The sequence below is a fragment of the uncultured Clostridium sp. genome (genome assembly GCF_934754925.1).
Lineage (GTDB): Bacteria > Bacillota > Clostridia > Clostridiales > Clostridiaceae > Clostridium.
The window spans coordinates 16,925-33,787 of the sequence record NZ_CAKVJA010000016.1 but is presented as its reverse complement, the minus strand read 5'-3'; the positions used below and the strand labels follow the sequence as shown (position 1 = coordinate 33,787).

Annotated in this window: 16 protein-coding genes; 15 read left to right on the top strand and 1 reads right to left on the bottom strand. The window is 28.9% G+C overall.

Annotated features, from left to right (window positions below; genetic code table 11):
• Positions 1–95 precede the first annotated feature (95 nt).
• The 9 genes from Q0G30_RS07225 to rho all read left to right on the top strand — a co-directional run bounded on the left by Q0G30_RS07225 (position 96) and on the right by rho (position 10,510).
• Positions 96–929, top strand: a complete 834-nt coding sequence (locus tag Q0G30_RS07225) for a cyanophycinase (protein ID WP_294388360.1) — start codon at positions 96–98, stop codon at positions 927–929.
• Positions 913–3,528, top strand: a complete 2,616-nt coding sequence (gene cphA / locus Q0G30_RS07220; protein WP_294388358.1) for a cyanophycin synthetase — start codon at positions 913–915, stop codon at positions 3,526–3,528. The genes Q0G30_RS07225 and cphA overlap by 17 nt, the downstream gene beginning before the upstream one ends.
• Before the next feature lie 126 nt (positions 3,529–3,654).
• A complete protein-coding gene (gene ispE, locus Q0G30_RS07215) occupies positions 3,655–4,500 on the top strand; it encodes a 4-(cytidine 5'-diphospho)-2-C-methyl-D-erythritol kinase (protein WP_294388356.1) in 846 nt (281 codons plus the stop codon).
• 70 nt (positions 4,501–4,570) lie between these two features.
• On the top strand, positions 4,571–5,251 hold the full coding sequence (gene spoIIR, locus Q0G30_RS07210; RefSeq protein WP_294388353.1) for a stage II sporulation protein R: 681 nt from the start codon (positions 4,571–4,573) through the stop codon (positions 5,249–5,251).
• A 13-nt stretch (positions 5,252–5,264) separates the two neighbouring features.
• Positions 5,265–6,254 carry a tRNA 4-thiouridine(8) synthase ThiI gene (locus tag Q0G30_RS07205; protein ID WP_294388351.1) on the top strand — a complete coding sequence of 330 codons (990 nt, stop codon included), beginning with the start codon at positions 5,265–5,267 and terminating at the stop codon, positions 6,252–6,254.
• A 9-nt stretch (positions 6,255–6,263) separates the two neighbouring features.
• Complete coding sequence (locus Q0G30_RS07200; protein WP_294388349.1) at positions 6,264–6,680, top strand: DUF1934 domain-containing protein; 417 nt, start codon at positions 6,264–6,266, stop codon at positions 6,678–6,680.
• 100 nt (positions 6,681–6,780) lie between these two features.
• Positions 6,781–7,083, top strand: coding sequence for a ribose-5-phosphate isomerase (locus tag Q0G30_RS07195; RefSeq protein WP_294388346.1), 303 nt, complete (start codon positions 6,781–6,783; stop codon positions 7,081–7,083).
• Positions 7,084–7,234: 151 nt separating this feature from the next.
• Positions 7,235–8,836, top strand: a complete 1,602-nt coding sequence (locus Q0G30_RS07190) for a CTP synthase (RefSeq protein ID WP_294388344.1) — start codon at positions 7,235–7,237, stop codon at positions 8,834–8,836.
• Between the two features lie 243 nt (positions 8,837–9,079).
• The gene (rho, locus tag Q0G30_RS07185; protein WP_294388343.1) at positions 9,080–10,510 is read left to right on the top strand and encodes a transcription termination factor Rho; all 1,431 of its coding nucleotides are present in this window, start codon (positions 9,080–9,082) and stop codon (positions 10,508–10,510) included.
• Positions 10,511–10,681: 171 nt separating this feature from the next.
• Here the strand turns inward: rho and rpmE are convergent, their stop codons facing one another.
• Positions 10,682–10,888 (bottom strand): 50S ribosomal protein L31, encoded by a 207-nt coding sequence (rpmE, locus tag Q0G30_RS07180; protein WP_005212373.1) that lies wholly within the window; start codon positions 10,886–10,888, stop codon positions 10,682–10,684.
• Between the two features lie 168 nt (positions 10,889–11,056).
• Between rpmE and Q0G30_RS07175 the strand changes: the two genes are divergently transcribed.
• From Q0G30_RS07175 to rpiB, 6 genes are all read left to right on the top strand, one after another.
• The gene (locus Q0G30_RS07175) at positions 11,057–11,644 is read left to right on the top strand and encodes a thymidine kinase (RefSeq protein ID WP_294388341.1); all 588 of its coding nucleotides are present in this window, start codon (positions 11,057–11,059) and stop codon (positions 11,642–11,644) included.
• A gap of 17 nt (positions 11,645–11,661) precedes the next feature.
• Complete coding sequence (prmC, locus tag Q0G30_RS07170) at positions 11,662–13,416, top strand: peptide chain release factor N(5)-glutamine methyltransferase (RefSeq protein WP_294388338.1); 1,755 nt, start codon at positions 11,662–11,664, stop codon at positions 13,414–13,416.
• Positions 13,417–13,507: 91 nt separating this feature from the next.
• On the top strand, positions 13,508–14,593 hold the full coding sequence (gene prfA / locus Q0G30_RS07165) for a peptide chain release factor 1 (protein WP_294388336.1): 1,086 nt from the start codon (positions 13,508–13,510) through the stop codon (positions 14,591–14,593).
• A gap of 54 nt (positions 14,594–14,647) precedes the next feature.
• Positions 14,648–15,235: a hypothetical protein gene (locus Q0G30_RS07160; RefSeq protein WP_294388333.1), complete on the top strand. Its 588-nt coding sequence runs from the start codon at positions 14,648–14,650 to the stop codon at positions 15,233–15,235.
• A gap of 19 nt (positions 15,236–15,254) precedes the next feature.
• A complete protein-coding gene (locus tag Q0G30_RS07155; RefSeq protein ID WP_294388329.1) occupies positions 15,255–16,304 on the top strand; it encodes an L-threonylcarbamoyladenylate synthase in 1,050 nt (349 codons plus the stop codon).
• A 96-nt stretch (positions 16,305–16,400) separates the two neighbouring features.
• Positions 16,401–16,850 (top strand): ribose 5-phosphate isomerase B, encoded by a 450-nt coding sequence (gene rpiB, locus Q0G30_RS07150; protein ID WP_294388327.1) that lies wholly within the window; start codon positions 16,401–16,403, stop codon positions 16,848–16,850.
• Positions 16,851–16,863: the final 13 nt, after the last annotated feature.

Genomic DNA, 16,863 nt, shown 5'->3' with positions numbered 1-16,863 from the left:
GGCTATTGCAAAGTATATGCAATAGCCCTTTATGTTTTTTGAATATATTTTATATGATTGGATAAAATAAAAAATATGTGATTTGAGGTGATAAATTGAGCGAAAAAGTAAGTGGTAATTTAATAATAATTGGAGGAGCTGAAGATAAGAAAGGTGATAAAGATATACTAAAAAGAGTAGCAAAGTATATAGATCCAGAAAGAGAAAAGTTAATAATAGCAACTATAGCAACAGAATACCCAGAAAAAAGTTATCAAAATTATAAAAGTGTATTTTCTAATTTGGGAATTAAAAATATAGATAAACTCGACATTAGTACTAGAGAAGATGCATTTAATCAAGAAAATGTAGAATTAATAAATACTGCAAATTTACTATTCTTTACTGGTGGAGATCAATTAAGAATAACTAGCATGATAGGGGGAACTCCTGTATATGATGCTATAAGGGTACTTTGTAATAGCGGAGGGTTAATTGCTGGAACATCAGCAGGAGCATCTGTTATGAGTGATACAATGATAGTCCAAGGGGAAGATGATGAATCACCACATAAATGTACCTTAAAGATGTCTCCAGGTTTAGGATTAGTAAATAATATAATAATTGATCAACACTTTGCTCAAAGAGGAAGAATAGGAAGATTATTAACTGCTATAGCTCAAAATCCTGAGGTGTTGGGAATTGGAATAGATGAAGACACGGCAATAGTAGTAAGTGATAAAGGAACTGCAGAAGTTATTGGATCTGGTGCTGTATATTTTATAGATGGAAGTTCGATTAATTATAGTAATGTGTCAGAGCAATACAGTGATGAGGTGCTTAGCATATTTAATGTAAAGCTCCATGTATTAAAAGAAGGTAATAGATTTAATTTGCTAGATAAGGTACCGTTTGAGGAGGATAAGGATTTTTATGAAAATCATAAATAGTACTGTTTATTCTGGAAGAAATATACACTCCCATAAAAAGTGCATACAACTAGATGTAGATTTAGAAGGATATTCGGAGATACCTAGTAAGAATATTAAAGATTTTAACAAAAACTTAGTAGAAATGCTTCCAATTCTTAATACTCATAGATGTGGAATAGATGAAGAGGGCGGATTTGTAAAGAGGTTAAAGGAAGGAACATACTTAGCACATATTTGTGAGCATATTATTATTGCTATACAAAATATTCTGGGAATAGATGTGGCATATGGAAAAGCTAGAGAAATTGAAGGAGATAGATATATAGTTGTATATCAATATGAGTATCCTAAGGTAGGAATTGAAGTTGCAAGGTTAGCTGTGGATATTATTAATTTACTTATAGACAATAAAAAAGTTAGATTTAATGATAGGATAAATATAATAAAATCTATAATGAAAGAGGAACTTATAGGACCTAGTGCTTTAGAAATTTGTAATGCTGCTAAAAGCTTTGGATTGCCAATAATAAAAATGGGTAATAGTGGATTTTATCAAATTGGATATGGTAAACAAGGCAAGATAATAGAATCTGCAATTACTAATACTACAAGTTGTGTATCTGCTGATATTTCATGCGATAAGTTGTTAACAAAAGAATTATTACGTATACAGAACCTGCCTGTTTCAAAGGGAGAAAAAGTAAGTAATGTTATTGATTTATTGAAAACTGCAGAAGAAATAGGATATCCTGTTGTTTTAAAGCCGGAATTTGGTAGTAAGGGAAGAGGCGTTATATTAAAGATAACTAATGAAAAAGAACTATTAAAATACTATCAAAAGTTAACTGAGGAATTTAAAGATATAATAATTGAGAGATATTATGAAGGAGATGACTATAGAGTTTGTGTAGTTGGATATAATGTTGTAGCAGTTTCAAAAAGAGTTCCGCCATTTGTAATTGGAGATGGAGAAAAAAATATAAAAGAACTTATTGATGAATTAAATAATGATGAGCTTAGAGGAGAAGATCATGAAAAGCCTTTAACTAAGGTTAACATTGATGATGAATTAGAGCGCAATTTAAGTAAGTATAAGTATAATTTAAATTCTGTATTGAAAGATGGAGAAAAATTATTTTTAAGAAAAAATTCAAATCTATCTACAGGTGGAATAGCTATAGACTATACAGATGTTATTTCAGAAGAAAATAAGGAAATATGCGTGAGAGCAGCAAAAGCTATAGGGTTGGATATATGTGGTGTGGATGTTTGTACAACAGATATTAGTAAATCATTGATGGATAATGGTGCTATAATTGAGGTTAATGCAGCACCAGGTTTAAGAATGCATTCATATCCAGCCGAAGGCATTAGTAGAAGTATCGGAAATGATATCATTAATATGATGTATAATAATAATCCAAGAAATATACCAGTAGTAGCTATTACCGGAACTAATGGAAAGACAACAACTACTAGAATAATAAGTAGCACATTATCTAGGATGGGATATTGTGTGGGAATGACAAGTACTGATGGAATATATATTAATGGAAAATGTATAGATGTTGGTGATGATACAGGTTTTGAAAGTGCTAAATGTATATTATGTAATAGAGATGTAGATGTTGCGGTTTTAGAAACTGCAAGAGGTGGAATTATAAGAAAGGGATTAGCATATGATTTAGCAGATGTTGCAGTAATAACTAATATTACTGATGATCATTTAGGTATAGATAATATAAATTCTATGGAAGATCTTTGTAAAGTAAAATCACTAGTAGCAGAAGCTGTTAAAGAAAGTGGAAATGTAGTAATTAATGCTGATGATGAATGGAGTAGAAAAATTATAAATAGAATAAATGCAAATATAATTTATTACTCTTCTGATTTTAATAATGAATTAATAAGAAAAAATATAAATAAAAAGCAGGCTGCTATATATAGAAAAGATGATTATATATATGTTAATAATAGAGGAATAGAATATAAAATAATTAATATTAAAGATATTCCTATAACATTAAATGGAACATTAGAATTTAATATTGAAAATGCAATGGCAGCTTGTGCCGCATTAGTGGCTATGGAAGTTGATTATAGCATGATAAAAATAGGATTAGAAAATTTTAAGTCAAGAGATAACTCAGGAAGATTTAATATTTATAATTATAAAGGTATAAATGTTATATTAGACTATGGTCATAACATAGAAGGATATAAAAGGGTCTTGCCAACGTTAGAGACTATAGGCACTGGGAAAATTACTGGAATAATAGGAGTTCCTGGTGATAGAAGTGATTATGTTGCGAAAGAAATAGGAAATATAAGCGCTAAGTATCTTGATAAAATAATAATTAAAGAAGATAAGGATAGAAGAGGTAGGAAAAGTGGAGAAATTCCTAATTTAATTAAAGAAGGAATATTAGAAATAAAAGAAAATGCTAATATAGAAATTATATTAGATGAGGTTGAAGCTTTACAAATGGCGTTAAGTGAGTCCTTAGAAGGTGATATTGTAATTGTATTTTTTGAAAAGTTAAATCCATTAGTAGATTTTATCAAATCTAATCAAGAAGATAATGTAAATTTAGGGAATGTTATTAATTCAAATTAAAGAATACAACAATGACATATTTACTATAAGAAAAATAATATATATAATATTATTTATAAAGTTCAGGGTTCATACTCTGAACTTTAATTTAAAAGTATGCATTTTCCATTGAAAGGATTTGAATATATGAAAATAAAGGCCTATGCAAAAATTAATATTTCGCTAGACATAGTAGGAAAAAGAGAAAGTGATGGATATCATTTATTGAAGATGATAATGCAAAATATAGATTTATATGATGAAATATCAATAGAAAAACAAAAGGAAGGCATAACAATAAGTTGTAATAAGAATTATGTTCCTACAGATTCAAGAAACTTAGCATATAAAGCAGCAAGTTTATTTAAAGAAACGTATAATATTGATGATGGAGTTCATATTGATATTGTAAAAAATATTCCAGTATCAGCAGGATTAGCTGGGGGAAGTACAGATGCAGCAGCGGTTTTAAAACTTATGAATAAAATTTTTGAAGTGAATGCGTCTGATGAAGAGTTAATGAATATAGGATTAAAACTAGGAGCAGATATTCCATATTGTATTAATGGAGGAACAGCTCTTTGTGAAGGAATTGGAGAAAAGATAACAACTTTACAACCTTTTAAGGATAAAATATTAGTTTTAGTAAAGCCTAGTTTTGGAGTTTCAACTAAAGAAGTATATAAATCTTTTAATTTAGATAGGGTTAGGGTACATCCTAAAACTGATAGTTTAATAGAAGCTATGGAAAATGATGATTTGTATTATGTAGCGAATAATATGAAAAATTTATTAGAAAATGTGACTTTAAGAAAGCATAATATATTAATCAAAATAAAAGAAGAGATGAATAGATACGGTGCAGTTGGAAGTATGATGAGTGGAAGTGGACCAAGTGTATTCGCGTTCTTTGATGATATGTTAAAGGCTCAAAGATGTTATGAAAAGATGAAAGAAAGTTACAAAGAAGTATTTTTAACTAGAACTATTTAAAAAAAATTAAATATAAATGAATAAACCCCTTTATAATGTCAATAATTAAAGCTAGAAAGGGGTTATGTTTATGAAAAAGTATATTTATTTTATAATACCTATGGTTGTATTAGCTTTAGTTTTAAGTGGATGTGAAACTACCGGAAATAATACTAATGGAAGTAGTTTAGAGTTAACGGAATTAAATTATGATGATATCAAGGACAAGCTTATAAGATTTCATGTTATAGCAAATAGTGATACAGATGAAGATCAAAATCTTAAGCTAAAAGTTAGAGATAGAGTAGTTGAAGAATTAAGTGGAAAATTAAGCAATGTAACTTCACTAGAAGAAGCAGAAAATATATTGGAACAAAATATTGATTATGTTAATGAGATTGCAAAAGAAGTTATTGAAGAAAATAACTATACTTATACAGTGAATACAATGTTGTCTTATGAGAATTTTCCTGATAAGGTATATGGAGATTGTGTTTTTCCACAAGGAAATTATGAAGCTTTTAGAGTTATAATTGGAGAAGGAAAGGGGCAAAATTGGTGGTGTGTTATGTTTCCATCACTATGTTTTGTTGATGAAAGTAAAAATTCAGTTGATTCTAGCAGTTTAGAACATGAAATTGAAAATATAGAACCTAAAAATGATAATATAACAAATGAAGATAAAGAAAAAAATAATGAATCAAATAATGTTAATGGTGGAGTTAAAGTTAGGTTTAAGATAGTAGAAACTATAGAAAACATTTTTGATTAATAGGAGGAAAAGTATGGCAAAAGCATTAGCTATGATTTCAGGAGGGCTAGATAGTATTTTAGCAGCAAAATTAATAAAGGAACAAGGTATAGATGTATTAGGTATTTGCTTTAGATCTTATTTCTTTAGTGAAGAAAGTGCAATAAAAATGGCAAAGCAGATAGATATACCACTATTAGTAGTAGATTTTTCACCAGAGCACTTAGAATTAGTTAAAAATCCTAAGCATGGTAGAGGTAAAAATATGAATCCATGTATAGATTGTCATGCTATGATGATGAATTATGCAGGAAAATTATTAGAAGAACATAATGCAGATTTTATTATTACAGGTGAAGTGTTAAATCAACGTCCTATGTCCCAAAATAGACAAGCTTTAAATATCGTAAAAAAGGAATCAGGATTTGCTGATAAAATTTTAAGACCATTATGTGCAAAAAATATGGATCCTACAGAAATGGAATTAAATGGATTAGTTGATAGAGAAAAATTATTAAATATTACTGGAAGAAGTAGAAAACCACAAATGGAATTAGCAGCAAAATGGGGAATAACTGAATATCCATCACCAGCAGGGGGATGTAAGTTAACAGAGCCAAATTATGCATTAAGATTAAAGGACCTTTTAACTTTTAAAACAGAAGTAGAAGAAGATGAATTAAGCCTTTTAAGATATGGAAGACATTTTAGAACTGAAGATAATAATAAAATAATAGTTGCAAGAACAAAAGATGAGGGAGAGGCAATTAAATCATTTATACATAAAGAATATTATTCTTTCCATGCAACTGATTTCTCTGGAGCACTTGTATTATTAGAGGGAAATGGAACTGAAAATGACATACATTTAGCAGCTAGAATGGCAGCTAGATATAGCAAGGGAAGAGAAGAAGCTGAGATAAAAGTTAAATATGGTATATATGGACAAAAACTAGAAAATATTATAGTTGTAGAACCTATAAGTGATAAACAATTAGAAAAATATATGATTTCTATAAAATAGGGGGATAAAATGGAAAAGAGAGCAATTATATCTGTAAAGAGTACATCAAATTTAGATCCTAATGAAGTAATTGAAGTAGTGACTCCAGGAACATTCATAATTGATGAGGAAGGATTTAAGGCAATATATGAAGAATCAGAAATATCAGGAATGGATGGAACAACAACTACTTTAAATATACAAGATAATATAATGGTATTAGAAAGAGTTGGATCAACTACTACAAATATGGAGTTTAAGGAAGGGTCAATGGCTGTTTCTTTATATAACACTCCATATGGTGTATTAAATTTAAATGTTGATACTGAAAAATTAAATATAAATATTAATGAAAATGGTGGAGAAATCTATTCTAAGTATACTTTAGGACTTGATGGTCAAGAAGGAATAGTTACTGAGTTAGATATAAAAATTAAAGTAAGTTAAATTTTAGACTTCTATGAAATTAATAATTCATAGGAGTCTTTTTTTTGAATAAAAAGAATCATAGGGGAAATAATTAAAGAAAAGCACCGTAAAAAGAGGAGTGATTAATATAAATAAGTATGAAGTTATAATGTTAATTTTATGTAGTTATTATGGAATGAGCTATGAAGAATTTAAAAAGAGATTAAAAAAGAAAGATAATTTATATTTGACACTTTTACTTATGAAAAAATTTAAATGTTTAAATTCAGAAATTATTGAAAAAAATTTAGGGATTTTAAACAATAGAATGTTGTGCTATAGGATAAGAAAAGCAGAAGAAAAGATATTGATAAATAAGAGATTTAGAGATGAATATTTTGAATTAGAAGATAAAATAAAAGAAAATTTAAAAAAAGCATAAAAAACACTAGCCTAATTTTTGCTAATGTGTTACTATAATGTTTATGATTACTCATCTTTTGGCAATAAGAGAGGTAATTTAAATTATAACACTGTTAAAATCAATAGTCAATAGTGAAATAAATTAAATTTTTTAATATATGGGGGTAAACATGAATACTAAATATGTTTTTGTAACAGGTGGAGTAGTATCAGGATTAGGAAAAGGAATAACAGCGGCTTCCTTAGGAAGGTTATTAAAGAATAGGGGATTAAAGGTATCTATACAGAAATTTGACCCTTATCTAAATGTGGATCCGGGAACAATGAGTCCATATCAACATGGTGAGGTTTTTGTAACTGATGATGGGGCAGAAACAGACTTAGATTTAGGGCATTATGAAAGATTTATAGATGAAAATTTAACTAAAAATAGTAATATTACTTCTGGTAAGGTATATTGGTCAGTTATCTCTAAGGAGAGAAGGGGAGAATACCTTGGAGGAACTGTACAAGTTATACCTCATATTACAAATGCTATAAAGGAAAGAGTTTATAGAGTTGCAAAGGAGACAGATGTTGATGTTGTAATAACTGAAATAGGTGGAACAGTTGGTGATATTGAGTCATTACCATTTCTTGAAGCTATAAGACAAATCAAATATGATGTTGGTAGAGAAAATGTATGTTTTATACATGTTACTTTAGTGCCTTTCTTAGGAAAGTCAGGGGAATTAAAAACTAAACCAACACAACATTCTGTTAAAGAATTAAGAAGTATTGGTATTCAACCAGATATTATAGTTTGTAGATCTGAAAAAGAAATATCAGATGATTTAAAATCTAAAATAGGGTTATTTTGTAATATAGAAGGCAAGTGTGTAATACAAAATTTAGATGCTGATCATTTATATGAAGTCCCATTAATGCTTCATAAGGAGGGCTTAGATAGATTAGTAGTTGAAAAGTTAGAATTAGGATGCAGAGATATAGATAATACAGAATGGATTGACATGGTTTCTAGATTAAAGAATTTAGAGGGTAATGTTAAAATTGCATTAGTAGGAAAGTATGTTGAACTACATGATGCTTATTTATCTGTAGTAGAAGCATTAAGTCATGGTGGATTAGCCAATGGAACAAATGTAGAAATTAAATGGGTAAATGCAGTAGATGTAACAGTAGAGAACTCTAATGAGTTATTAGGCGATGTTGATGGAATTTTAGTACCTGGTGGATTTGGAGATAGAGGAATAGAAGGTAAAATCGAGGCTATTAAATATGCAAGAGAAAATAAAATACCTTTCTTAGGAATATGTTTAGGAATGCAAACTGCCGTAATTGAATTTGCTAGAAATGTATTGGGTTATGATGATGCTAATAGTTCTGAAATTAATCCTGAAACAGCATATCCTGTAATAGATCTTATGCCTGAACAAAGGGATATTGAAGATTTAGGAGGAACTATGAGATTAGGATTATATCCATGTAAGTTAGATAATACATCAAAAGCCTATGAATGTTATTTAGATTCATTAGTTTATGAGAGACATAGACATAGATATGAGTTTAATAATGAGTATAGAAAACAAATAAATGAAGCTGGAATGAAAATTACAGGTACAAGCCCAGATGGAAGATTAGTTGAAATTGTAGAGGTTGAAGATCATCCATGGTTTGTAGCGGCGCAATTCCATCCAGAGTTGAAATCAAGACCAAATAATCCACATCCATTATTTAAGAATTTTATAAAAGCAGCAATAGAAAAGAAATAAAAAATGAAGGCGTAAGTCTTCATTTTTTTTATTGTTATAAAAATATAAAAAGTGGATAAGCGTATTAATGTAACTTTCTATTGAATTTTAAGGTTTATTAGTTCATAATTATATATAAATTTAAGTATATACTATTAAAGTATATTTTATTTTAGTAAGATTGTAGTTCATTTCAAATATATCAAACCTGAGGTTTAGTCTATTATTATCCCCAAAAAACATATAACTATTGGAGGTGTCAGTTTGACCAGAGAGACATATGCTGAGATGACTTTAGTTGATTTAAAAAATAAGGCTAAAGAACTTGGAATAAAAAACATAAGTAAATTAAAGAAAAGTGAAATAATTGATGAGTTAGTAAAGGTTACACCTAATGCTATAGAAAAAAATGGAGTAATTTTAACAGAAAAAATAGCTCCTAAGGTAAGGCAACATGAAAATACTAATAATGGTGTTTCAAATAATAATGAGAATAGAGAAAACTATTCTATGACTAGCGAAGAAAAAGAAGAAAAAAAAGAAAGACTAAAAGTTATGATAAATGAATCAGGTTCTTCTAAGGGGGTATTAGAAGTTCAAGAGAATAATAACTTTGGATTCTTAAGATGTAATAATTACTTAACCGGGGAAAATGATATATATGTATCACCATCACAAATAAGAAGATTTAACTTAAGAACTGGTGATGAGGTTCAAGGAAAGGTAAGAGAAGCTAAAGAGGGAGAAAAGTTTAAAGCTTTATTATTTGTTGAAAAGGTAAATGGTGATAATCCAGAAAAGGCTATAGGAAGAAAGAATTTTGAAACATTAACTCCTATATATCCTAATGAGAGATTACATTTAGAAACTGATAATGAAAAAGATTTATCTTCTAGATTAATGGATATTATTTGTCCTATAGGTAAGGGACAAAGAGGAATTATTGTTGCTCCACCAAAGGCTGGTAAAACTACATTACTAAAAAAAATTGCTCAAAATATTAGCAAAAACCATCCAGATATTAAACTTATAGTTTTATTAATAGATGAAAGACCGGAAGAAGTTACTGATATGAAAAGATCTATAAATGGAGATGTTATTTATTCAACATTTGATGAAGAACCACAAAATCATGCAAAAGTAGCTCAAATGGTATTAGAGAGGGCTAAAAGAATGGTAGAGCAAGGCAAGGATGTTGTTATATTATTAGATAGTATAACTAGATTATCTAGAGCATATAACTTAACAATAACTCCAACAGGTAGAACTTTATCAGGAGGTTTAGATCCAGGTGCATTAATAATGCCTAAAAAATTCTTCGGAGCAGCAAGAAATATAGAAGAGGGTGGAAGCTTAACTATTTTAGCAACTGCCTTAGTTGAAACTGGTTCAAGAATGGATGATATGATATTTGAAGAATTTAAGGGAACTGGTAATATGGAAGTTCATTTAGATAGAAGACTTCAAGAAAGAAGAATATTCCCTGCAATTGACATTTATAAATCTGGAACTAGAAAAGAAGACTTATTATTATCAGAGGAAGAGAAGGAAGTAGCATTTGCTATTAGGAAGGTTATGTATAAGGATGGCAATATTGAAAATGTTACAGAAAACCTAATTAATATGCTATCTAAAACAAAAAATAATAAAGAGTTTATTCAAGTTTTTCCTAAAAATGATATATTTAAAAAATAATAAATAATATATAAAAGAGGCTAGTTTTTATATAGATAAACGCAAATTTTATAATTAGTAAATTTGTGGATTTAACATCTATTAAATAAAAAAGCCTCTTTTTGTTAAAGTTTTTATAGAAAGAAAAAATGAGAAAGAACATAATTCTTTCTCATAAATTCTAATTTAATCCTATTTGTTAAGACCGAACTTCTTATTGAACTTGTCAACTCTACCGCCGATATCAACGATTTTTTGCTTACCAGTGAAGAATGGGTGGCATTTAGCACATATATCAACTTTTAATTCTTCTTTAACTGAACCAGTTGTGAAAGTGTTTCCACATGCGCACTTAACCACAGCATCGTGATGGTATTCTGGATGTATGCCTTGTTTCATTTGATTCACCTCTTTCAAAATTACATTCATTGAACTTAATTCAATGACCTAATGAATTATAACATAAGGGAAAATTTCAGTCAATATAACAAGGAAATAAAAACATCTTTTTAAGTATATATTAAAATGCTATAATCGAAATAGACAAGAATCAGAAGGAGAGACGTTATGAGTAAATTATATTTTAGATATGGTGCTATGAATTCAGGAAAATCTACAAATCTTATGCAGGTTGCACATAATTATGAAGAGCGTGGAATGAGGGTTGTTCTAATTAAGCCTTCAACTGACACAAAAGGTGGAGATAAACTAGTGTCTAGATTAGGTGTTGAGCGTAGGGTTGATTTATTGATTAGCGATGACCAAAATATATATGAAGAGGTTAAAAAGTGGGAAGATAATAAATATAAAATAGATTGTATCTTAGTAGATGAAGTTCAATTTTTAAAATCTCATCAAATAGATGAACTTTTTGAAGTTGCTGTTTGTTTAGATATACCAGTTATTTGCTATGGACTTAGAACTGACTTTAAAATGCAAGGCTTTGAGGGAAGTACAAGATTATTATTATTAGCACATAGCATAGAAGAGTTAAAAACTATATGTAAATGTGGAAGAAAAGCTGTTTTAAATGGTAGAAAAATAAATGGAAAATTTGTTTTTGAGGGTGAGCAGGTTGCTATAGATAATGTAGACAATGTTGAATATGAATCTTTATGTGGACATTGTTATTTTAAATTTAAAAGTGAAAAATAAAATGAAAGAGTGATGTTATGAGAAAGTGTGATGTTGGGGGTCAAGCTATAATTGAAGGAGTTATGATGCGAGGTTCTAAGGGATTAGCAACTGCAGTAAGAACTCCAAGTGGAAAAATAGAAGTTAAATTAAAAAAAACAAAACCAATAACAAAAAGATATAGAATTTTAAACATTCCTGTAATTAGAGGAGCTGCTATATTAATAGATTCATTAATAGTTGGTATTAATACATTAAATTATTCAGCTAGTTTCTTTGAAGAGGATGAAGAGGAATCAAAGTTTGATATTTGGCTTAAAAGTAAATTAGGAGATAAGGGTGCTAATGATTTACTAGTTACAATAACTATGATGATATCTCTTTTAGTTGTAGCAGGATTATTCCTAGGTATACCTACTGCAGTAGCATCAATATTTAAAAGTATAGGATTATCTCCTATATTATTAAATTTAATTGAATCAGCTATAAGAATTGCTATTTTAGTCACTTACATGTACTTAATAAGTAAATTAGATGATATATATAGGGTGTTTCAATATCATGGTGCAGAACATAAAACTATATTTTGTTATGAAGCTGAAGAAAAACTAACTATAGAAAATGTAAAAAAATTTGGAAGATTACATCCTAGGTGTGGAACTAACTTTTTATTTTTAACTATGATAGTTAGTATTGTTTTATTTTCTTTAACTGGTTGGGGTGGATTTTGGCAAAGGCTTATATTAAGAATAGTTCTTATGCCTATAGTTGCTGGAATTACTTATGAATTAATAAAATGGCTTGGAAGGACTGAAAGTAAATTGGGAAAAATTATTGCATATCCAGGTTTAAAATTACAAGAACTTACCACTAAGGAACCTGATGATGAACAATTAGAAGTTGCTATAAGATCCTTAATGGCAGCAGAAGGAATTGAATATAACAAGACAATTGGGGAATTATTAATAGATGGAAACAAAATACTAAAAGAAGCAGGTGTAGAAACATATATATTGGATACTCAATTGTTATTAGGAAAAGTTTTAGAAAAGGATAAGCTTTACTTAATTACTAACAAAGAAGAAGAGGTTAGTAAATTTAAAGTAAGGGAATTTTATAGATTAATAAATAAAAGAAAAGATAAGATGCCTATTAAGTATATATTAAAAAGTACTGAATTTATGGGATTAGATTTTCAAGTTGAAGAAGGTGTACTTATTCCAAGAGGAGATACTGAAATATTAGTAGAGGAAACCTTAAAAATTATTGATGATGAAAAAGAGTATGATGTTTGTGATTTATGTTGTGGGAGTGGTGCAATAGGTATATCTATTGCTTATTTAAGAGAAAATACTAAGGTAGATTTAATTGATTACTATGATGTTCCAGAAAAGGTAACTAAGAGAAATATAATAAAGCATAACTTAAATTCAAGAGCAACATTTATAAAAAGCGATTTGCTAGAAGAACCTATAAATCAACAAAAGAAATATGATATATTAGTTTCTAATCCACCATATATAAGGGAAGAAGTTATAGAAACGCTAATGGATGATGTTAAGAAGTATGAACCTCATACAGCTTTAAGTGGTGGAGAAGATGGGCTATATTTCTATAAGAAAATAGTTAATGATAGTGATAAAATTTTAAAAAATAAAGGAATATTAGCCTTTGAAATAGGTCATGATCAAGGTAAAGAGGTTAGTGATCTAATGATTGAAAAGGGATATAAAAATGTAAGAGTAGTTAAGGATTTAGCAGGGCATGATAGAGTAGTTATTGGTGAAATTTAGAAAAATATTGTGGCCTTGTTAGAACTTGATAAAAGCATAATTATTATGTTATAATGTTTCAATATGAAAAAATACAGTACGGAGTGATACTATGTTATTAGATAAATTAGCATTTACGGAAAATAAATACGAAGAACTATCAGTTAAAATATCAGATCCTTCAATAATGGCTAACCAAAAAGAGTGGAGAAAGCTATGTAAGGAACATGCTGACTTAGAAATAATAGTAACAGCATACAGAGAATATAAAAAGGTAGTTGAAGACTTAGAGGCTAACAAAGAAATGTTAGAAGAAGAAACAGATAAAGAAATGAAAGAAATGTTATCTGAAGAAATTTCAAGCCTTAAAGAGCAAGAAGAAGAATTAGAAAAGAAAATCCAAATTTTATTATTACCTAAAGATCCTAATGATGACAAAAACGTATTTGTTGAGATCAGAGGTGGAGCTGGTGGAGATGAAGCAGCACTATTTGCAGCAAATCTTTTCAGAATGTATACAAGATATGCAGAGTCTCAAAGATGGTCAGTTGAAATGATCAGTTCAAATGAAAATGATCTTGGTGGATTTAAGGAAGTTGTATTCATGATTAAAGGTAATGGAGCTTATTCAAAGCTTAAGTATGAAAGTGGTGTACATAGAGTACAAAGGGTACCAGATACAGAAAGCTCAGGTAGAATACATACTTCTACAGCTACAGTTGCAGTTTTACCAGAAGTTGATGATGTTGAAATAGAAATCAATGATAAAGATTTAAGAATTGATGTTTATAGATCTTCAGGTAATGGAGGTCAATGTGTTAATACAACAGATTCAGCTGTTAGAATAACACATATACCAACAGGTACAGTTGTTGCATGTCAAGATGAAAAGTCACAACTTAAGAATAAAGAGAAGGCTATGAAAGTATTAAGAGCTAGACTTTATGAAGTTGCAGAAGCTGAAAGACTTGCAGGAATTGCAGAAGATAGAAAGAGCCAAGTTGGTACAGGGGATAGAAGTGAAAGAATAAGAACTTATAACTATCCTCAAGGAAGAGTTACTGATCATAGAATTGGATTAACATTATATAAATTAGATAGTTTCATGAATGGAGATATTGAAGAAGTTATAAATGCATTAATTACTGCAGACCAAGCAGAAAAAATGCAAGCTATGGGTAATACCGATTCAATATAGTAAGTTTAAAAGCCTTGCATTATTTAATGTAAGGCTTTTAAAATAGGTGATAATATGAAGATTGAAAAAGCATTAAAGAAACAAAAAAAATATAATATATTATTTATTGCCTTTATGTTTTTTTTAGCAACATTCCTTCCAATTATAACTTACTTATCATATGTTAACAGTTTTATTGTAGTAGTGTTTCTAATATTAATAGAACTTCTTATTTTTATTGCAATTATAAGAAAAATGAATAGTTGCACATTAAAATTTAGTTGTGCTAATAATAAATTAAAGTTTAGCTCTGGATTATTTTCAAATTATGCATATATTCAATGTGATAGAGTAGCAATTGTACATACTAATAAGAAACATGAAGAAATGGAAATTATAATTGTTACAAAAGGGAAAATTAAAAATCAAAAAATGAAGTTAATAAATAAAGAGTTTATAAAAAAATATGAAGAAGCAGCAGTAGAGTATAGACGTTTAAAAAGAATAAATAAAGATGTAGTTTGTTATTTTAAGATTATTAGGAATGGTGAATTTAAAAAATATATATTGTTAGATAATATATATAGAAATTGTGTTAATGCTACATATACGACAGCAGCTATAGAAAATATAAAAATAGCAAGAGGTCAAAAAGAAATTTAGAGAAAGAAGGTAATTCCTTATGGAAACTAAGGTTGCCATAATTAAAGATATAAAAAAAGATATTAGATTTATAGAGGAAGCAGCTCAAGTTATAAGAGATGGCGGAACAGTAGCCTTTCCTACAGAGACAGTATATGGATTAGGTGCAAATGCATTAAATGAAGATTCAGTAAAAAAAATATTTATTGCTAAAGGAAGACCACAAGATAATCCACTAATTGTTCATGTTAGCTCTAAGGATGTATCTGGTTTAGTTAAAAAAGTTCCACCTGTAGCTCAAGAGCTAATTAATAAATTTTGGCCAGGTCCATTAACTATAATTTTAGAAAAAAAGGATATTATACCTAATATGACAAGTGCAAATCTTGATACTATTGGTATAAGAATGCCTAACTCTGAAATAGCTCTTAAGCTTATAGAACTTTCAGAAAGACCAATCGCAGCTCCATCAGCTAATATATCTGGAAGACCAAGTCCAACTGAAGTAGAAAGATGTGTAGAGGATTTAGATGGTAGAGTAGATTATATAATTGGTGGAGAAAGTAGTGATATTGGAGTTGAATCTACTATTATTGATTGTACAGTTACTCCACCAATGATATTAAGGCCGGGCGGAATAACTTTAGAGATGCTCAAGGAAGTAGATTCTAGTATCGTCATAGATAAAGCATTAAAATCAAAACCAAGTGCCGATTTAAAACCAAAGGCACCAGGAATGAAGTATAGGCACTATGCTCCCAAAGCACATTTAAAAATAATTAGAGGCAAAAACGAAAAAACTATTGAAATTATTAAAGAAATGTTAGAAAATTATATAGAAAAAAATAATAATGTAGCTGTATTGACTACTGATGAAAACTTAAATAAATTTGATAAAGGCAATGTTATATCTTTAGGTAGTGAGAAAGATTTAAGTCAAATTGCAAAACACCTTTTTGAAGCTTTAAGAAAGTGTGATGACCTAGGTGTACAATATATTTTATGTCAGGGGTTTGAAGAAAAAGGTGTTGGGGTAGCAATAATGAATAGATTAAGTAAGGCTGCTGGATATGATATTATAGATGTATAAATAAGGAGGATGGGGGAACCTATTCTTCTTTTTTTATAAATATGAAATATAATAACATAATTATTGTATGTTAAATAAAAGAAAGGTTGGTTTTTTATGAAAATTGCGTTAGGTTGTGACCATGGTGGATTAAATTTAAAGTCAGAAATAGCTAAATATCTGGAAAGTCAAAATGTTGAATTTAAGGACTTTGGAACATATACAGAAGAATCATGCGATTATGCTGATATAGCATTACCAGTTGCAGAGGCTGTAGTAGCTAAAGAATTTGATTTTGGTATATTAATTTGTGGTACAGGAATAGGAATAGGAATTGCTGCAAATAAGGTTCCAGGAATAAGGGCAGCACTTTGTTCAGATACATTTAGTGCACATGCAACTAGAGAACATAATGATGCAAATATATTAACTATGGGAGAAAGAGTTGTTGGAAAAGGATTAGCAATAGACATAGTTAAAGCATTCTTAGGCGCTGAGTTTGAAGGCGATAGACACGCAAGAAGAATTAATAAAATCACTGAAATTGAAAAAAAATATTCTAAATAATAAATAGTAACTT